The sequence below is a fragment of the Bradyrhizobium sp. AZCC 2230 genome (genome assembly GCF_036924495.1).
In the GTDB taxonomy this organism is placed as follows: domain Bacteria; phylum Pseudomonadota; class Alphaproteobacteria; order Rhizobiales; family Xanthobacteraceae; genus Bradyrhizobium; species Bradyrhizobium rifense.
Genome location: NZ_JAZHRS010000001.1, coordinates 1,440,051 through 1,457,957, shown reverse-complemented (window position 1 = coordinate 1,457,957; position 17,907 = coordinate 1,440,051). Strand labels below are relative to the sequence as shown.

Below are 17,907 nucleotides of genomic sequence, written 5' to 3'. Positions count from 1 at the left end.
TTTGGGCGGGATTGTGGCCCGCGTTACTTGCCCCGTGCGCCCGGCGGCTCGAGGATGACCTCCTTGAGGTCGTCGCCGCTGATGACCACGATTGCGAAATTGAGCCGGCCACCTTCGCGCACCAGTCCGCCGCTGATGGCCTTGCCGGATGCCGCCTGCTCGGCGACGCGGACCGCATCCGCCAGGCGGTGCTTGATGATCCCGAGCGCTGCGAGGTTGCTGCGATCGTCGCGGTCCAACTCGGCCAGGGGGAGGGCAGCTTCACCGCCCATCAGCTCGCCGGTTGCGGCGTTGATGGTGTGCCGCCAGATCCGGTCGTTGTGCAGGGTTTTGACCCGGTACACCGGTACGCCCGAGCCGCCGTCGAAGCTGACATCCGCGGTTGTGGCGCCGGCATGACGAGCTTCCGCAATCGCCATGGCCTGGCCGATCGAGATCGACGAGTTGCGGAAGCGTTCGATCTCGCGGCTGACCGCCTGGCGGTCCGCCGCGGCGTCCCCATCTGTCTCACCAGGGAGGGCTGTGGGTGTGCTGTCCGCCGAGACGATCGCGCGGGCCGGCGCTGCGACGAGCAGCCCCGACAGGGCAATCGCCAGCAACGGCCAGGTGCGTCGTCGTGCTGCCTTCATGTTCGGAACCCTCGCCCGGCGAGTGTGCCGGATAATCGTAAAGAAGTCGCGGCCGACCACGGGCAATGGCCGGCCGCTGATTGTCGCAACGGGCTGTACCCGCGGCGGCGATCAAAGCGGTTCGGACCTCTTTTGGGGCTGGTGAAAAAAGTGGCCCGCACCGCTCAATAACAAAACCATACCGTATCGTTTTATTTTGGTCAACGAAGAGGCCATCGTCCGCAGAGGACAAATCGCCGGTCTCACGGAAATGTCAGCGGGAGGGGCGACGCCGTTGGGCGGCTTTTGGGGCGCTCTGGACGCGGTCTGCAGGACCAATCGCGCCGGCCAGGAACAGCTTGATCGCCGCGCGCGTCCGCTTCTCGGCGGCCTTGAGCTCCATCGGCGTGCCGAACGTCGCCATGCGGTGGGTGTGGCCGACGACGACGTCGAGGAACACCTCGGCCGCGATCGTGGTGTCGTCGACATCGAGCGCGCCTTGCGCCACCAGATGGTCGAAGAAGCGCGCGGTGGTGGCGACGGCCTTGAGCCAGCCTTCTTCCTTGCCGAGCTTGGCGATGTCAGGGAAGTTGATGGCCTGTGACGTCATCATGCGGCTGAACGCCATGGCGTCGGGCCCGGTGGTGAAATTGAGCATTTCGCGCCCGATCTCCACCAGTCGCCGCTCGACCGAAATGTCGGACGAGCTGCCGAGCTGCGTCTCGGCCGCGGCCGACAGCGGCGCAAGCCAGCGCGCAATCTCGCGCCTCAGCACCGCCGTGAACAGCCCGCGCTTGTCTCCGTAACGGGAATAGACGGTCGGCTTGCTGACACGGGCTGCTTCCGCCACCGCGTCGAGCGAGGTCGCATCAAATCCGCGATCGAGGAACAGGCGGGTGGCAACCTCGATCAGCCGCTGGTCGCGCTCGATCGCAGCGCTCTTGGTCGGCCGGCCGCCGCGCGATTTCGAGGCCTCGCGGCGTGGTGCAGCCGTTCTTGTCTTGGTCGCAGCCAATCCCATGCCCAATGATATGCCCAATGATTCCTGCGCGGTCGTGCCAATGTGCATTGCTGTATAACGCGCAGCAACCGGGGCGTCATCGCGAATCTGGCCGAATTGGCCGTATCGTCAACGGTCTCGTGACGCGCCCCGTTCCACGACGCGGACGTCACGGCATCCGCGAGGTCCAGGCCTGGCCGCCTGCCGCCTTCTCGTATCCGTACTGGTAGAGTGCCCGCATATAGCCGGTATCGAAGCCTTCGGACGGCGGCGCCGGATAATCGCGCTCGATGTAGGACAGATGGAAGCCGAAATGGTTGCGCTGGGCGAAATCATAGGTCGAGAAGATGATCGAGCGCGTCTGCGATTGCGTGATCGAGGACAGGCTGCGTGAGGCGACGTCGATCGTGCTGTTGGCGACGAGCTCGAAATTGCGTTCGATCTTTTTGTTGACGAGGATGTAGATGTCCATCTTCGCGTTGCCCGGCAGGCGACCCTGGAACAGCAGGGCCTCCGGCAAGGTCAGCACGGGCGCCGTCACGCCGCCATCGACATGCATCTCCTGAAACCTGCGGCCCTGGCCTTCGGCCTCGATCAGGATCGGCGGAAACACCAGGGGAATGCTGGCGGACGCCGCCATCACGTCGCGAAATAGTTTTAGCGCCTCGGGCGTGCCGACTGCGGCGATCTTGCCCATGTCCCAGATCGCGGTGCGCTGGGTGTCAAGGTCGGTGGTGACCACCAGCAGCCGTCGGCCCTTGGCGTTCTCGCGGGCGACCTGTGCCATGATCTCCGGTCCGACATAACGCGCCACCAGCTCGCGCAGCCGCGTATTGCCGAACAGGCCGGAGCCGAACAGCACGCGTATGATGCTGGGATCGTTCAGCAGGCTTTCGGCGATGCCGCTGGTGTAGAGCTCTCGAAGCGTGTCGTCATATTGCGATCCGAGGAAGGCAAAGGGCGCGATCAGGCCGCCGGTGCTTACGCCCGAAACGACGGAGAATGTCGGGCGGTTGCGCGCCGCGGTCCAGCCGTTCAGCACGCCGACGCCGTAGGCGCCATCGGCGCCGCCGCCGGACAGCGCCAGATAGTTCCTGCTTCCAGTCGTCTTGTCCTGCTCGAAGCTGAACTTCGTGATGGGCTCGTCGGCGTAGCGCCGCAGGCCGTCGATATCGAGCACGCGTGAAGCGGTCGCATCGGCCGCCGTATAGGGCGTGCGGGGGAGCGAGGTGCAGGCGGCGAGCGCCAGGCTGCACGCGAGTCCCAGCGACCTGATCAGGCGGGCGCCTGTCCGCTTAGTCCGGCCATCGGGAAGGGCGGACATCTCAGTCGAACAATGGGGGAGGGGCATCGGTCGGTGGCTGACGATCACGCATCTACGGCCGTCGGCAGTTTGCCACGGCATCTCGTCCAGCCCCCACTACGAAACTATACTGTATCGTTTTATTGATCAAGCGTGACCGGTATCACGTCCGCGTCAGCGGTGTCCCAGTCTGGGGCATCGCGGTCCGGGCGGGTTGATCGACATGTCCCGACACGCAATAAGCACCGCCATGAGTCTTGCTGATACCGGTCTACCCAATCATTTCGAGCTGCTCGCCACCGATGGCGCCGCGCGCACCGGCCGCCTGACCACGCCCCATGGCGTGGTGCGGACCCCGGCCTTCATGCCGGTCGGCACCGCCGGCGCCATGAAGGGCATGCACTGGCGCGAGGTGCGCGATGCCGGCGCCGACATCGTGCTCGGCAATACCTATCACCTGATGCTGCGTCCCGGCGCGGAGCGTATCAACGTCCTCGGCGGCCTGCAGAGATTTACTGGCTGGAACGGGCCGATGCTGACGGATTCCGGCGGCTTCCAGGTGATGTCGCTGTCGGATCTGCGGAAGATCAGCGAGCACGCCGTCACCTTCCGCTCGCATATCGACGGCGCCAAGATCGAACTTTCGCCGGAGCGCTCGATCGAGGTGCAGCGCCTGCTCGGCTCCGACATCGCAATGCAGATGGACGAATGCGTGCGGCTGCCGGCGGAGCGCGACGACATCGAACGCGCGATGCTTCTGTCGCTGCGCTGGGCCGAGCGAAGCAAGCGGGCCTTCGAGAGCGCGCCCGACGGCTACATGCTGTTCGGCATCGTGCAGGGCGGCGACATCCCTCAGCTGCGCCATGCCAGCGCGCAGGGCCTCGTCGAGATCGGCTTCCATGGCTATGCGATCGGCGGCCTTGCCGTTGGCGAGCCGCAGGCGGTGATGCTGGCGATGATCGACGAGACCGCGCCGGCGCTGCCGACCGACCGGCCGCGCTATCTGATGGGTGTCGGCACGCCCGACGACATTCTCGAGGCGGTGAAGCGCGGCATCGACATGTTCGATTGCGTGATGCCGACCCGCAATGGCCGCCACGGCGTCGCCTTCACGCGCTTCGGCCAGGTCAATCTGCGCAACGCGCGCCACGCCGACGATCCGCGTCCACTCGACGAAGAGAGCTCATGGCCGTCTGCGCGCAATTACGCGCGCGCCTACCTGCACCATCTCGTCAAGGCCGGCGAGACGCTGGGGGCGATGCTGCTGTCTGAAATCAATATCGCCTACTACCAGTTCCTGATGCAGGGCATCAGGGACGCGATCGCACAGGGAACGTTCGACGAGTTCTATCGGCGTACGCGCGAGGATTGGGCGAGGGGCGACATCGCCCCGCGCTAGAGCATGATCCGGAAAAGTGTGAAGCGGTTTTCCGACAAGATCATGCTCAAACAATAACGCTCAATTACACACCAGCCGCTGTTTGACAGCATGCTTGGTGACGAAGCCGTAGCCGCAGGTGTCGCAGGTCCAGAGATAGCTGATCACGTGGTCCGAGACGTAGGCGGAAGCTTCAGCGGCGATCATGGAATCGGCGCACACGGGACAGGTAGGCAACTCGCTGCAACGCGGATCGCGCTTCGGCACTACGGTCGACAACACTTCAGCGACTGCTGACATCGTGGTGACCTCCCTGCTTTAGACCCCTGCTTTGAGACCTAGGTCTAACATAAGCAGAATCAGTTGACGAGGTCGCAACACAAATGCGTTGGTTTTCTGATAATTAAAGCTCACGCGATTTTGCGATGCAGCGTACTTAACGTGTGCAGCATTGTCGCTTGCGTGTCGTCGCAAGCTGTCCGTAACTGCGGAAGAGCTGCGATAGAGGCACAAACTGTCGTCACAGGGAGTTCATCATGGACGCATCGTCCAACACGGGTGCAGCGCACCAACCCGGCCGCGGCCGGATCTACTCTTCGATCGTCGAGGCTTTTGGCGACACGCCGATCGTCCGCCTGCGCCGGTTGCCGGGCATGCACGGCGTCAATGCGACCATTCTGGCAAAGCTTGAATATTTCAATCCGGCCGCGAGCGTGAAGGACCGCATCGGCGCGGCCATGATCATCGCCATGGAGAAGGCCGGCATCATCAAGCCCGACACGGTGCTGATCGAGCCGACCTCCGGCAATACCGGCATCGCGCTCGCGTTCGTCGCCGCCTCGCGCGGCTATCGGCTGAAGCTGGTGATGCCGGAATCCATGTCGATCGAACGGCGCAAGATGCTCGCCTTTCTCGGTGCCGAGCTGGTGCTGACGCCGGCCGCCCAAGGCATGAAAGGCGCGATCGCCGCGGCGGAAGAACTTCTGAAGACGACGCCGAACTCGGTGATGCCGCAGCAGTTCAAGAACCTCGCCAATCCCGAGGTGCATCGCCGCACCACCGCGGAGGAGATCTGGAACGACACCGCTGGTAACATCGACTTCTTCGTCGCCGGCGTCGGCACCGGCGGCACCATCACCGGTGTCGGTCAGGTCCTGAAGCCGCGCAAGGCGTCGCTGCGCGTGGTTGCGGTCGAGCCCGAGGAGAGCCCGGTGCTGTCAGGCGGCCAGCACACGCCGCACAAGATCCAGGGCATCGGCGCGGGCTTCGTGCCCGACATTCTCGACCGCTCCGTGATCGACGAGATCGTGAAGATCAACTCGACCACGGCGATCGAGATCTCGCGGGCACTGGCGCGGCATGAGGGCATTCCGGGCGGCATCTCCTCAGGCGCCGCCATTGCGGCTGCGCTTCAGATCGGCAAGCGGCCGGAAGCTGCGGGAAAAACCATTCTGGCTATAGTGCCGTCCTTCTCCGAGCGGTATCTTTCGACGGCTCTGTTTGAAGGAATCTGAGAGATGGCGGATCAACCGAGACGGCCGCGCACGCTGGGCGATGCGCGGTCGGAGGCCGAGGCAGCGTTCAAGAAGGTGACCGCCAAGGTCGCCGTGGCGCCGCCGAAGCCGAACGTCGCGCCGGGGATCAAGGAGCAGGTCACCCTGCGCATTGATCAGGACGTGCTGGAGTTCTTCCAGCAGGGGGGCCCCGGCTGGCAGGACCGCATCAACGAGGCGCTGCGCAAGGCGGCAGGGAAGTAGCGCCAGCGCCAGATCGGGGCGTCCAAAAACCGGCTCACCTGCGAATTCAGAGGACCTGCGACAGGAACCGCTGGGTTCGCTCGTCCTTGGCCGCCGTGAACAATGTCTCCGGAGGGCCGTGCTCGACGATCACGCCGCGATCGGTGAAGTAGACGTGGTCGGCGACTTCGCGCGCGAAGTTCATTTCGTGGGTGACGAGGATGCAGGTCATCCCATCCTCGGCCAGCTCCCGGATGGTGACCAGGACCTCCTTGACCGTTTCCGGATCGAGGGCTGCGGTCACTTCGTCGAACAGCATGATGTCCGGTCGCATCGCCAGTGAGCGGGCGATCGCCACGCGCTGCTGTTGTCCGCCGGAGAGCTCGCCGGGATAGCTGTCCTCCTTCCCAGCGAGCCGCACCTTGGCGAGCAGCGCCCGGGCGCGCGTTTCGACCTCGGCTCGATCCTGGCGGAGAACATGGATCGGCGCCATCATCACGTTCTGCAGCGCAGTCTTGTGCGGAAAGAGATTGTACTGCTGAAATACCATCCCGACCTTGCGGCGAAGCGCCAGCTTGTCGAGCCTGGGATCGGTGACCTCGATGCCTTCGATTTGAATGCTGCCGGACGAGATCGGCTGAAGTGCATTGATGCAGCGGATCAGTGTGGACTTCCCCGATCCCGACGGGCCGATGATGCAGATCACCTCACCCTTCTTGACCGAGAGGCTGATGCCTTTCAGGACTTCGAGAGCGCCAAAGGACTTTCTGACGTCGACGCATTGAACGATGGGCTGATCCGGAGTCCAGCTCGTGGCCATGCTCTTCTCCCTCAGCGCACGCGGAACCGACGCTCGAGCCGAGCGGTCCAGAGGTTGATCGGATAACAATAGAGAAAGAAGCACAGCAGCGCGAAGCCGTAGAGCGGCGCGAACAGTTCCGGCCTGCCGCCCTCGGCAGCGTGCACCTGCGCCGTCAGCGTCAGCATCTCCGAAACACCGACGATCGATGCGAGGACCGTCGACATTGCGACCAGCGAATAGACATTCATCCAGGGCGGCAGCATTCGCTTGATACATTGCGGCAGCATGATCAGCCACATGGTCTGGCGTCGCGTGAATGAGAGCGATTCCGCAGCCTCCCATTGTGTCGACGGAATCGAGCGAACGGCACCACGCACGACCTCGGCGACGTTTGCCATGACGGGCAAGGCGAAGCCGACTGTGGCCTTGATCCAGTCCGGCAAGGGGATGGTTGTCTTGAACATGATGACCTGGAAAGGCACCAGAAACATCACGAAGAACAGCAACACCAGCCAGGGCGCGTTGCGGAAGAATTGCGTGATGAGCCAGCTGATAGCGGAGAGGGGCCGGAACTCCGACAACAAGGCCAGGCCCAGGCCAAGGCCGGCGACGGTCCCCAGCAGCATGGCCAGCAGCGAGATCAGGATGTTGAAGGCGAAGCCCCGCAACAGGAGCGGCGACCATTTCAGGATGACCTGCAGCGGCGACAGCATCGGCGGTCCGCTCTGGGCCCACGCAGTGGATGCAGCCATGATGGCGCAGAAACAGAGGATCGCGGCGGACAGTGGACTGATCCGAACGGAGATCCGGGTCGGCGCGAGACGGTATGGCAGAAGGACGGCAAGCCTGTGCCCGGGCTCGGCTTTGCTCATCGCGCATATCCGGGAATGCGCATCGCCCGCTCCCAGCGATGCATCAGCCAGACGAGAATGCCGACAAGGATGCCGTAGGTCGCAAGCAGGACCATCATCATCTCGAAGACGTTCTGCGATTCCGACCAGATCTGCTTGACCGCGTACAGTGTTTCGGGAACGGCGATCGCGTAGGCCAGTGTGGTCGTCTTGAGCAGGTTGACGAGGTTGTTGTTCAGCGCTGGAAGGCAGACGCGAATCGCCAGCGGGAAGACGATATGGATGTACGCCTTGAAACGCGTGTATCCGAGCGCCTCCGCGGCCTCCAATGTCGTTCTCGGCACCGCTTCGATGCCGGAGCGGAAGATTTCGACATTGAAAGCGGCCGCAAACAGTGACAGCGAGATGATCGCCCACTGGACGTTGTTCAGCAGGGGAACACGCATGCCCGCCGTCTCGACGGCCGGGAGCATGGTGCCGAGGCCGAAATAGAAGAAGAAAAGCTGGACCAGCGGCGGGGTGTTGCGGAACACCACGACGAACGCATTGACGCAGAGCCGCAACAGCCGGGATGGACTGCCCTGGGTCAAGGCGCCGAGAGCGCCGATGATAAGGCTCAGCAGAATGGTCGTGACGCTCAAAAGCAGCGTCATCTTGAGCCCGGAGAAATAGCGGTCCCAGTCGTAGGCGTCGTAGAAGACCGTAAAATTCAGCCCTGTCGTCTCATAGAGCCGCTGAAACCAGTTGCCGATTGCTTGCATGTTGCGCGACACCGAGCTGTTGAGGCGATGCCTCGTAGTGCATGGGCTCGACCTGTTCGGAGCGCCAGACTGATCCGGCGCTCCGCTTCATCTGTCTATTTGTCCTTGTATTGCGCATGCATCGAAACCGAATACTCGGTCGGAGCAATGCCCCATTTCTTTTCCGCGTCCACGATGAAGCCGGTCTTCATCCAGTCCTTCGTCGTGTCTTCGAGCAGCTTCTGAAGACTGGTGTTCTCGAGCGCGACGGCGATCATCCATGGCGAAGGCAGCACACCCTTCAGGGGCAGATCGTAATCCGCCTTCCACTCGTCCTCGATCAGTTTGCCTTGCAGAAAGGTCTGATCGTAGACATAGCCGATGCAGTTGCCCTGCTTCATGGCGAACAGAGGCTTCTCCGAGCCGTCGAACGCAACAATTTCAGGGCCGTAGGATTTGGCGATATCCTTGTTGTACCAGGCCCCCGACGTTGCACACACGGGTTTCCCCTTGAGGTCGGCCCAATCCTTGATGCCGGCCTTCTTGTTGAGAAGTATGTTCACGTAGTCCGAGTAATAAAGCGGTTCGATGGCTTGAACGACGCGGCGGCGTTCCGGCCTGTCCGACATGGTCGCGATCAGCAGATCAATCTTTCCCTGCTGAAGAAACTCGATTCTGTTCGAGGCCGCGACAGGGACGAGCTCGAGTTTGACGCCGAGGCGCTTGGCAATGTCGGCGGCAAGATCCGGTTCAATGCCGACGATAGTCCCCGCGGGATCGCGATATCCGAACGGCTTGTAGTCGGCCTTGACGCCGACGTTCAGCGTGCCGCGCTGCTTGATGGCATCGACGCCATCAGCGGCCTGCGCGCTGCCAAGCATCAGCAGCGCCGCCGCGCCTGTCATCATGGAACGGACCAAATTTCTCATCGGATGACACCTCCAGGATTGCAATCACGACACGCGTCGCACGTAGTTTTTCGCGTTACAAAGTTCGTGCCATGCCTCACGAAAATCGGGACACGGAGAAAGGAGTGGGGTCGATTGAGCTTCGGCCGTTGGCCACCATGCCGGCCACGAGATTTCCAATGCCCGCGGAGTGCTTGAAGCCATGCCCTGAGCACGCGGAGACAACATGGACCCTGTCTTGCTCGGGATGCCGGTCGATGATGAAGCCGCGATCGGGAGTTACCGTGTAGAGACAGGCGGCCGCATGCGCGACACGGGGCGTAGCGCCGGCGAGCCGCCCTTTGACGTGCTTGCTGTACATCTTGGCGGACTCGGCCGGATCGACGGTGCGATCGATGGTGTCGGCTGTCGTACTGGTCTCATACTGCTCGGTCGCGACCTTGAGGCGACGATCGCCGGGCAGGGGCGGGAAGCCATAGAGATAGTCGACATCCGTCGCGCCATGCATCCAGATGAACACAGGGGCGTTGGCGCGATACGCGCTGGTATCCTCGAGTTCGTACCAATGGAGCACCTGACGCTTCACCGTGAGCAGACGATCGAAGGGTGCGCCGAGCAGGTGGGCATTCCAGGCGCCGGCCGTCACGACCACCTGGGCCGCCTCGAATGTGCCTGAGGACGTTTCCGCCCGAACCACGGAGCCAGTCTGTGCGAGCGAGAGAACCTCGACCCCCGTGCGGATCACCGCTCCGAGTTGCTCCGCGCGCGTCAATTGCGCCTTGATGCAGCGCTCCGGAAAAACGTATCCTCCGCCGGGCTCGTAATAGGCCTTCTCGTTACCCTCGAGGTTCAAGAACTGCGGGAAGCGATGAGCCACTTCTTGCCCGTCAATCACCTCATGAGCGATGCCGAAGTCACGGGCAGCCCTGATCGAACGTGCGACGAAATCCGGCTTGCCGTGGTGCGATGTCTCGCCAACACCGGGTGCCATCACGACGAGGCCACACGGGTTTAGGAGCTGGTCGGATGCCTCGGCTTCGAGCTCGCGCCAGATCCGGTGCGAATCCAGCACGAGAGGTACGTAATCGCGGCCTTCGCCGACGGCCTGCCGGGTAATGCGGGTTTCGCCGTGGCTGGATCCCATCATGTGGGGAGGGGCAAAACGATCGAGGCCGACCGCCTTGAGCCCTCGCTTGGCCAGTTGATAGAGCGTCGCGCTGCCCATAGCACCGAGGCCGATTACCAGAATATCCGCTCGCTCGTGCATAAGTTGAAGCTGCTCAATTATTAGGATGATGCGGAGCTTGCCCTCTTGATCAGCTCATCGACAAGGATAATTCTTATAATTAAGGGAATTTGCATACTTACATGACTTTTGCTTAAGTTATGACATGGCGTCACCCATTCCAGACCTGCGCAGCTTGCAGATTGTCGCTGCGGTTGCGGACTCCGGCAGCATGCTCGAAGCGTCCCGCCAATTCGGGATGACGCAATCCGCGGTATCGCAGGCGGTGCGGCGTGCCGAAGCCTCGGTCGGCGTCGCATTTTTTAATCGTACGCGCAGGCCGCTCACGCCGACCCGGGCGGGGCGCATCCTCGCAAGCCGCGTTCTCGATCTGAACCGCGACTTTGATGCGCTTCTCAGCGCGCTCCGGGTCGCGGCGGAACAGTCCGAACGGGTCGATCTGAGACTCGGCCTCGTCGACTCCTATGCTGCCACGGTCGGCGCGCACCTCGTTAAAGAGCTCATGACGGGCGAGATCGCACTGAGTCTGTCCGCATGGTCGGGCCTCGCTCACTCGCATGCTGAGGCGCTGATGAGTCGCAAGATCGACGCCGCGATCACATGCGATGCGATGGATGACCTGTATGATGTCGAGCGCTTCCCATTCTATCGCGAGCCAAATCTGCTGGTAGTGCCGCGCGGCATGGAGGCCGAATTTTCCGGCCTTGATCTGCGGGAGATCCTCGCTCGACATCGCCTGGTCCGGTACAGCGAGCGTTCCTATGCGGGGGCTCAGGTCGAGCGTCATCTGAGCCGCATGGGTATTCGCCCGCCGCGGGCCTTTGAGTTTGACACCTCGGACAGCCTGGTCGCCATGGTCGCTACCGGGATGGGTGTGGCGATCACGACTCCGCTGTGTTTGTTGCAGGGGCTCGCTCACGCAGCTCAGGTCAGCGCTCTCCCTCTGCCGGGCCCTGGATTTTTTCGAGAGCTGCTTCTGGTGACCCGCCGTGGAGATCTCTCGTCTCTGGCGCCGCGCATCGCAGAGATGGCTCGGTCGAGCATTACGACCCAGGCCATGCCGCGCATCCGGACGCTTGTGCCCTGGTTCACCCAAAACTATTAGCAACGAAAAAGCCCGGCGCGAGCCGGGCTTTTGTGTTTGCGATCTGGTCTCGTCTTAGCGGCGGAACATGCCGCCCATCATGCCGCCGACCACGCCGCCCATGAAGGCCGCGCCGGCATCGCCGCCGCCGCGGTGGCCACCACCGCCACCACCGCCACCACCGCCGCTGCTCGCGGGCGCAGCGCGCCGGGCCGGCTTCGCGCTGTCATCGCTTGCGGTCGTGGTCGAGGCGACGATCTCTGCGAGCAGGGCCTTGTGCTGGAGTTTGTTGAGGAAGCCCGTCGACGGATAACCGCGGGCCGCCTGCCAGCGCTTGAGCACGATCCGGGTCTCGTCATTGAACGCGCCGGTCACCTTGGTGTCGAAGCCGAGGCCGTTGAGGCGGCGCTGCACGTCGCGGCGCTGACCCTTGTCGAGGCCGATCTGGTCCTCGGTGAGCTGGCTGGCGTCGTCGGTGAAGGTCGCGGGATCGACGCCGGCATTGAGGTTGCGGGTCGTGGTCGACGGACCGTTCTGGATCGTGGCGAGCCGCGCCAGCGCCAGCGCCTTGAACTGGCCGTTCGGATAGGCGGAGAGGTAGGCGTTGAGCTCTTCCGGCTTGTTGGTTTCCTTCACGGAGCGCCAGTATTCGAGCTCGACGCCGTCGGAGCTGCCGCTGGCCGCAGCCACCGGCGTAGTGCTCGAGGCGGTCGGTGCCGCGTTGGCGACCTGCTGGGTCTGCTGCACCGGGTTGAGATAGACGGCGCCGATCAAATTGGTGTGGCCCCAGGGCAGCTGGCCCTTGTGGGTCTCTTCATTGACCTGGGCGCGCACCGACGTCATCGCCTGCTGGATCTCGACACCGGGCTTGGTGATGTTGTCGATCAGCGCGCGGGTGAACGGGCTGTTGTTGCCCTCCTGGCCATCGAGCGCGGTCTGGCCCGGGCCGGTCGCGAACGCGATCAGCGTGCCTTCGCCGGACTTCATTTCGGCGAGGCCGCTCTGTACGTTGACGCTTCGGGTCGCCGAGTTCGATTTGATCTTGGCGGCGAAGGGATTGTCGCGGCAGGCGTCGAGGAAGACCAGCTTGACCTTTGCATCGCCCATGGTCTGGTCGAGCGTCAGGTCGATGTTGATAGCGGCCCCGAGCTTGACGTCCATCTCCGACTTGATGTCGGCATCGACGGGCAGGAGATAGTTGCTGCCGCCGACGGCGATGCCGTGACCGGCATAATAGAACACCGCGACGTCGGAGCCCTGCGCCTTGCGGCCGAAGTCGAGCAGCTTCTCGGTCATCTGGTCACGCGTGAGGTTGGATCCCTCGATCACTTCGAAACCGACATTGCGTAGCGTCGATGCCATCGCCTTGGCGTCGATCGGCGGGTTCGGCAATTGCGCGACGTTCTTGTAGGCGCCGTTGCCGACGACGAAGGCGACGCGGCGATCGGCCTTGGCGGCGCTGACCGACAGCGCCATGCACATCAGCGAAACGATGATGGTGAGAGTGCGCATCTGAAATCCCCAACAGAATCGAATGACAGGCAGCAACAAATCGGTGTCGAATTTACACGAAAGCGCCCGGCTTCGCGCTAGCAAAAACGACAGTACACCCAACTCACCCAACCCGTTGCTCTGCGACCGAGTGTGCACGATGGAAGTGCTCTCCAACGTGATCCAAATCACGCTCGACCACTCTGATTTGTCGCCTCAGGCCGTGCGCCGGTTCACTGCACGCGGGCCGGAATCGCCGCGGCCGGCTTTAGATTCAGGAGGTTGCCGAACAGGATCAGGGCCGCACCGAGCACGGTCCAGGCGTCCAGCCGCTCGGAATAGAGCAGCCAGCCGGCCGTGGCGGTCAGTGGGACCCGCAAGAAGTCCATGGGAACCACCACGGTCGCGTCCGCGTAGCGCATCGCGCTGGCGAGGCAGTAATGCGCGAAAGTGCCGCAGATCGAGATGACGGCCACCCAACCCCAGACATAGGTGGGTGGCCAGGCCCAGACGTACAGCGCCGGCAGGAAGCCCGCGACCGACTGCACGACCAGCATCCAGAACAGGATGGCCAGCGCGCTCTCGGTACGGGTGAGTGACTTGACCAATGCCATGGATACGCCGAAGCCGATGGCGGCGCCGAGTGCGATCAATTGGCCCTGATTGATCTCGCCGGTCGCGGGCCGCACGATGACGATCACGCCGACGAGGCCGAGCACGATCGCGGCGATCTTCCATGATGTCATGCGCTCGGACAGGAAGCTGGCGGCGAGGATCGCGGTCCAGATCGGCATCGTGAACTCGATCGCCACCACATGGCCGATCGGAATCAACGTCAGCGCAAAGAACCAGCCGAGTTGCGAGACGTAGTGGATCAGGTTGCGGGCGACGTGCTGGGGCAGGCGCGCGGTCCTGAGCGTTCCGTAGCCGCCGGCGCGCCGGATCATCGGATAGAGCATGCAGAGGCCGAGCAGCGATCGTACCAGCATCACCTGGAAGACGTTCATCTCGCGCACGGCCTCGCGCCCCGCGACCGCCATGACCAGTGTCAGCGACAGCCAGCCGGCCATCCAGAATGCAGCCATCGTTTTGGACGGTGTCGTGCTCATCGGGCAGGGTGCGGGAGAATTGATCCTGAGGGGAGGGCCGGTATCGGCGACATCACCGCGGTTTGCAACGGCCAAATCTGCGGGTGCAGCGTTGCAGGACGGCGTGCTAAGGCTTCGGCGATCAACAAGAAAATCGGGAGATCTCCGCTCATGCGCATCCTGCAGCCGGCCGAATGGAAGAAACCGCGCGGCTTCTCACATGGCGTGGTGGCGGAGGGGCCGGGCCAATGGGTCGTGCTGGCCGGGCAGACCGGCGGCGACGAGGCAGGCAATTACGAGCCCGACATGGCCGCCCAGGTCGCGACCGCGCTGAAGCGGATCATCAAGCTTCTCGCGGAGGCCGGCGCCGGCCCCGAGCACATCGTCCGCCTGACCTGGTATCTGACCAGCCGCAGCGAATATGAGGTCGCCCGCGTTGGCATCGGTGCGGCCTGGAAGGAGACGCTCGGGCGCAATTTCCCGCCTTCCACGCTGCTCTATATCGGTGGCCTCGTCGACGATCGCGCCAAGGTCGAGATCGAGGTCACGGCGTTCGTGCCGGGCGCATAAAAAAAATCGATCCGGCGCGGGCGCCGGATCGACTGTCGTGTCACCGCTATGTCTTACTTCGACAACGAGATGTTGGCGCCGCGGAACTGGCTGTCCGCGCGCATCGTCACGTTCTGCTTATTGCCAGACGTCCGCAGCGAGATGTTGGCATTGAAACCGGCGGTCGAGGCGACCAGCTCGTAGCTTCCGCCGGCGCCGCGGCCCTGCAGCGAGCCGCTGATATTGCGGCTGGCCTCGCTCCAGCTGCCGGTGATGGCGCTGCCTTCGGCTCTGACGTTGGCGCCGAGGTTGAACTTGTAGGCATCGCTGGCGCAGGTCAGCGACATTTCCATGGTGGGACCGATCGGCGCATACTTGGCCCGGCAGCGGATGCGCTCGGTTGAGCCGTCATCCAGGGTGACGGTGCCGCCGCCGCTCCAGCTTCCCGCCAGTGGCGCGAAGGGGCCGGACTGAGCCTTGCTCTCCGAGCTGGCAACAGCTGTCACAAACAAAACGGCGGCCGCCATGAGCAGCCGCCGGTTGAGGAGGTTAGTCCCGAATAGCTTATTGGCGCGATGCTTCCCACCGCCCGCTGCACGGTATACCTGCAGATGCTCCATTCCACTTCCCCGATCCGGCGTTGCCGCTGAGTTGACCGTTGGCATATGCACCATTGATCGAAACTTTCACAAGTCCCCCACTGCCGATGGTGCCGGAAACGTTAGCGCCGGGTGCGGTGATCTTGCCGTCGGCAACCGTCAGCATGGAGCTTGCGGTCGGCTCGCAGGTGCCGGTCTTGGTCACGATGGTGACCTGCCAGTTGCCGTCATAGGGGGTCTGCGCGACCGCCGGGGCAGCGAGAGTGGCAATAATAACTGAAGCGGCACAGAACGCCGCGATGCGGTCAAAACGCATGAATTCCGTCCTTGAATATGTCTGATATGTTGTCGTTATTCAGACGAAATGTGACGGAAATTTGGTGCGACGCAAAGTCGAAAATTGTTCCTGTGGAAACAATGGTTTATTTGCGTTTCCGGTTTCAGTTTTCGAAGCAGAATCAATGCGGCTTCACGTTAATCGTTAACGCGAGCAGCGACTCACGACAGACTTGGTGCCGAGGTCGCGAACTGCTCGTCCTGAGCTTTCGACGGCAAGGCCTTGTGGACCTTGGCGTAATCGATCACGTCGGCCAGCAGCTTGAGGCCGAGCGGGGCCAGCGCACGCTCCCAGAGTTCGCGGGCGGTCTCGCCGTCCTTGACGAAGCACCAGTCCTGGGCGGCGATGGCGCCGGCGTCCATGCGATCAGCGAGGTGATAGATCGTGCCGCCGGCGATCGGATCGCCTTCCTTGATGGTCCATTCCACCGCAGCCTTGCCGCGATGGCGCGGCAGCAGCGAGGGGTGATAGCCGATCCCGCCGAGCTTGCTCGCTGCCAGCGCGTCCTTGCCGATCCGGGCGTGGCTGTGGGCGGTGATGATCAGGTCGGTGTCAGGGGCGATCTCGGAGGCCACCACCAGCTTGGGATTGGCCTGCACAGCTACCTCGATGCCGGCGGCCTTGGCAGTCGCGGCCAGGCGGTCATCGGCGTCGGCCACCACGACCCGCACGACCCCGACGCCGTGCTCGCGGAGCATGTTCAGGGTGGTCACGCCGAAATGGCGGGAGCCGACGAGGGTAATGCGCATGGGTGTCTGATCCGTCTCGCAGCTGCGTCATCCCCCGATAACACGTCAGGCCGTCCTGTCACCACCCGCGCGGCGTTTGCGGCGGTTATCAACAATGCGCAAGGTGCGCAGGGAGCGAGGAACGCGGCGATTGCGTTGCCGGCCGTTCCGGTGCTTCCATGGGCGCATTGCGACCTGCCCGGAGCGAGCGCATGCGGTGCGCGTGGTTTGTCCCTCTTGCTGTCCTGATTGCGGTCGCTCCGGCCCATGCCGGCGGACCTTACCCGGCAGTTCCGCCCGAGAACGGGGTGGCTCCCGTCATCGGCCCGACCTGGGATGCCTATCGCTGCGCGGAAGGCACGATCTACAATTTCTACCACGGCGCCTATTACGGCGAGGAGCCGCCGGCGCTCTACCGCGGCTATGCCTACAGGCCGTATTACCGCTACAGCGCCTATCGCAGGCTGCCGAGAAAGTATTTTTGCGTGACCGACTAGCGTTGCCGCGGGGCACCACCTGCGGCAAATCGTCGATGCGACGGTTCCTGTGTTTCATTTCGAACAGACGGAATCCGCCTCGCCGTTAGAATTTCACCCTACCGGGGCTGGCGACATTTGATTCCGAATCCGTTTTCGAACCCGGCTTTGGCCGCTGGCCTACTTGCCAGCGGCTTTTTCATGCCGCGTGTCGTGAAATCATCGAACGGTAACACGTTCTCAACCTCGCTGTCGTATCGACGAATCCGTCGCGGATTTGTATTGCGTACCGCGACACCAAAAATGCCCCGACGGCGCGGGTGCGCGCGCCGCGGGCATTTTTGCCGGGACCCATTTCATGCCGAACGCCATTGAGCAGATCGTGGACGCCTACGTGCGGCTGAAGAACCGCCGTGGCCTCGACGAGCTGATGATGCACAGGCAGCGGCTTGCGGTCGATCTGAAGAGCAGGTCAGGCAGCTACGATTACAGCCTGCCGATCGGCAAGATCGAAGAGGAGATCGCGATCATCGAGGCCGGACTGGCCAGGCTCGCGGTGGATGCGCCCGAGCTTGGCCCGACGCGGTTCCGCTGACGCTGCTCAGTCGCGCCGGCCGCCGTCGATCACGGTGAACAGCGGCCGCGCCGGGGTCGGCTCCTCCAGCAATTCCTCCACCAGCGCGGTTGCCGCATCGACATATTTGCGCGTCGGCTTGTCGAGCTCGCGTTTGGCCTCGTCGTCGAGCGCGACCTTGGCGGCCTCGACCAGCTTGCGCATCCGCGCGGCGTGGTCGTCGCCCGCCGTCAGCGTCGCGCGCGCCAGCGAGCGCAGCACGAACAGCTCGCCTTCGAGGCGGAGCAGGCGGTCGTTGAGCCTGGAGAGGACGGCGTTGAGGTCGGCCATGTCTGCTGTTCGTTGCGGTAGATCCTGCCTGATCTAGCGGCGATCGGTGAACGGAGTGCAAACGGGATCGGCGCAATTG

General features: G+C 63.2%; 22 protein-coding genes. 7 read left to right on the top strand and 15 right to left on the bottom strand.

Annotation, left to right across the window (positions count from 1 at the left end):
* Positions 1 to 23: 23 nt before the first annotated feature.
* The 3 genes from V1280_RS07015 to V1280_RS07005 all read right to left on the bottom strand — a co-directional run bounded on the left by V1280_RS07015 (position 24) and on the right by V1280_RS07005 (position 2,932).
* Positions 24 to 629: a PepSY domain-containing protein gene (locus V1280_RS07015; RefSeq protein ID WP_334520901.1), complete on the bottom strand. Its 606-nt coding sequence runs from the start codon at positions 627 to 629 to the stop codon at positions 24 to 26.
* A gap of 253 nt (positions 630 to 882) precedes the next feature.
* Positions 883 to 1,629, bottom strand: coding sequence for a TetR/AcrR family transcriptional regulator (locus V1280_RS07010; RefSeq protein WP_334538213.1), 747 nt, complete (start codon positions 1,627 to 1,629; stop codon positions 883 to 885).
* 148 nt (positions 1,630 to 1,777) lie between these two features.
* Positions 1,778 to 2,932, bottom strand: coding sequence for a patatin-like phospholipase family protein (locus V1280_RS07005; protein ID WP_334520898.1), 1,155 nt, complete (start codon positions 2,930 to 2,932; stop codon positions 1,778 to 1,780).
* Between the two features lie 229 nt (positions 2,933 to 3,161).
* On the opposite strand from V1280_RS07005, the gene tgt reads away from it, so the two are divergent.
* Positions 3,162 to 4,310, top strand: coding sequence for a tRNA guanosine(34) transglycosylase Tgt (gene tgt, locus V1280_RS07000; RefSeq protein ID WP_334520895.1), 1,149 nt, complete (start codon positions 3,162 to 3,164; stop codon positions 4,308 to 4,310).
* 60 nt (positions 4,311 to 4,370) lie between these two features.
* Here tgt and V1280_RS06995 read toward each other — a convergent pair whose 3' ends face one another.
* Positions 4,371 to 4,589 (bottom strand): hypothetical protein, encoded by a 219-nt coding sequence (locus tag V1280_RS06995; protein WP_148777896.1) that lies wholly within the window; start codon positions 4,587 to 4,589, stop codon positions 4,371 to 4,373.
* Between the two features lie 236 nt (positions 4,590 to 4,825).
* Between V1280_RS06995 and cysK the strand changes: the two genes are divergently transcribed.
* Together cysK and V1280_RS06985 are read left to right on the top strand one after the other, a co-directional pair.
* Complete coding sequence (cysK, locus tag V1280_RS06990) at positions 4,826 to 5,803, top strand: cysteine synthase A (protein WP_334520890.1); 978 nt, start codon at positions 4,826 to 4,828, stop codon at positions 5,801 to 5,803.
* Between the two features lie 3 nt (positions 5,804 to 5,806).
* Positions 5,807 to 6,046, top strand: coding sequence for a BrnA antitoxin family protein (locus V1280_RS06985; protein WP_334520887.1), 240 nt, complete (start codon positions 5,807 to 5,809; stop codon positions 6,044 to 6,046).
* A gap of 46 nt (positions 6,047 to 6,092) precedes the next feature.
* On the opposite strand, the gene V1280_RS06980 is transcribed toward V1280_RS06985, so the two are convergent.
* The 5 genes from V1280_RS06980 to solA all read right to left on the bottom strand — a co-directional run bounded on the left by V1280_RS06980 (position 6,093) and on the right by solA (position 10,593).
* Complete coding sequence (locus V1280_RS06980; RefSeq protein WP_334520884.1) at positions 6,093 to 6,845, bottom strand: amino acid ABC transporter ATP-binding protein; 753 nt, start codon at positions 6,843 to 6,845, stop codon at positions 6,093 to 6,095.
* Positions 6,846 to 6,856: 11 nt separating this feature from the next.
* Positions 6,857 to 7,699, bottom strand: coding sequence for an amino acid ABC transporter permease (locus V1280_RS06975; RefSeq protein ID WP_334520881.1), 843 nt, complete (start codon positions 7,697 to 7,699; stop codon positions 6,857 to 6,859).
* The gene (locus V1280_RS06970; RefSeq protein ID WP_334520878.1) at positions 7,696 to 8,439 is read right to left on the bottom strand and encodes an amino acid ABC transporter permease; all 744 of its coding nucleotides are present in this window, start codon (positions 8,437 to 8,439) and stop codon (positions 7,696 to 7,698) included. The genes V1280_RS06975 and V1280_RS06970 overlap by 4 nt, the downstream gene beginning before the upstream one ends.
* Before the next feature lie 95 nt (positions 8,440 to 8,534).
* Positions 8,535 to 9,347, bottom strand: a complete 813-nt coding sequence (locus V1280_RS06965; protein ID WP_334520875.1) for a transporter substrate-binding domain-containing protein — start codon at positions 9,345 to 9,347, stop codon at positions 8,535 to 8,537.
* Positions 9,348 to 9,423: 76 nt separating this feature from the next.
* Positions 9,424 to 10,593, bottom strand: coding sequence for an N-methyl-L-tryptophan oxidase (gene solA / locus V1280_RS06960; RefSeq protein WP_334520871.1), 1,170 nt, complete (start codon positions 10,591 to 10,593; stop codon positions 9,424 to 9,426).
* Between the two features lie 124 nt (positions 10,594 to 10,717).
* Between solA and V1280_RS06955 the strand changes: the two genes are divergently transcribed.
* On the top strand, positions 10,718 to 11,677 hold the full coding sequence (locus V1280_RS06955; protein WP_334520868.1) for a LysR family transcriptional regulator: 960 nt from the start codon (positions 10,718 to 10,720) through the stop codon (positions 11,675 to 11,677).
* 54 nt (positions 11,678 to 11,731) lie between these two features.
* On the opposite strand, the gene V1280_RS06950 is transcribed toward V1280_RS06955, so the two are convergent.
* Positions 11,732 to 13,168: a caspase family protein gene (locus V1280_RS06950; RefSeq protein ID WP_334520865.1), complete on the bottom strand. Its 1,437-nt coding sequence runs from the start codon at positions 13,166 to 13,168 to the stop codon at positions 11,732 to 11,734.
* A 212-nt stretch (positions 13,169 to 13,380) separates the two neighbouring features.
* Positions 13,381 to 14,256 (bottom strand): DMT family transporter, encoded by an 876-nt coding sequence (locus V1280_RS06945; RefSeq protein ID WP_334520862.1) that lies wholly within the window; start codon positions 14,254 to 14,256, stop codon positions 13,381 to 13,383.
* Positions 14,257 to 14,406: 150 nt separating this feature from the next.
* Here V1280_RS06945 and V1280_RS06940 point away from each other — a divergent pair, with 150 nt between their 5' ends.
* A complete protein-coding gene (locus V1280_RS06940; RefSeq protein ID WP_334520859.1) occupies positions 14,407 to 14,805 on the top strand; it encodes a RidA family protein in 399 nt (132 codons plus the stop codon).
* Between the two features lie 53 nt (positions 14,806 to 14,858).
* Here the strand turns inward: V1280_RS06940 and V1280_RS06935 are convergent, their stop codons facing one another.
* The 3 genes from V1280_RS06935 to V1280_RS06925 all read right to left on the bottom strand — a co-directional run bounded on the left by V1280_RS06935 (position 14,859) and on the right by V1280_RS06925 (position 16,469).
* Positions 14,859 to 15,404, bottom strand: coding sequence for a hypothetical protein (locus V1280_RS06935; protein WP_334520856.1), 546 nt, complete (start codon positions 15,402 to 15,404; stop codon positions 14,859 to 14,861).
* Entirely contained in the window at positions 15,349 to 15,699 is a 351-nt protein-coding gene (locus V1280_RS06930; protein WP_334520854.1) for a hypothetical protein, read from the bottom strand. Before V1280_RS06930 ends, V1280_RS06935 begins: the two co-directional genes overlap by 56 nt.
* A gap of 182 nt (positions 15,700 to 15,881) precedes the next feature.
* Entirely contained in the window at positions 15,882 to 16,469 is a 588-nt protein-coding gene (locus V1280_RS06925; RefSeq protein WP_334520852.1) for a formyltransferase family protein, read from the bottom strand.
* Positions 16,470 to 16,756: 287 nt separating this feature from the next.
* On the opposite strand from V1280_RS06925, the gene V1280_RS06920 reads away from it, so the two are divergent.
* Both V1280_RS06920 and V1280_RS06915 read left to right on the top strand, forming a co-directional pair.
* Entirely contained in the window at positions 16,757 to 16,945 is a 189-nt protein-coding gene (locus tag V1280_RS06920; RefSeq protein WP_334520849.1) for a hypothetical protein, read from the top strand.
* Between the two features lie 337 nt (positions 16,946 to 17,282).
* Positions 17,283 to 17,519 carry a hypothetical protein gene (locus V1280_RS06915; RefSeq protein ID WP_334520847.1) on the top strand — a complete coding sequence of 79 codons (237 nt, stop codon included), beginning with the start codon at positions 17,283 to 17,285 and terminating at the stop codon, positions 17,517 to 17,519.
* Between the two features lie 6 nt (positions 17,520 to 17,525).
* Here the strand turns inward: V1280_RS06915 and V1280_RS06910 are convergent, their stop codons facing one another.
* Positions 17,526 to 17,828 carry a hypothetical protein gene (locus tag V1280_RS06910; protein ID WP_334520844.1) on the bottom strand — a complete coding sequence of 101 codons (303 nt, stop codon included), beginning with the start codon at positions 17,826 to 17,828 and terminating at the stop codon, positions 17,526 to 17,528.
* Positions 17,829 to 17,907 lie beyond the last annotated feature (79 nt).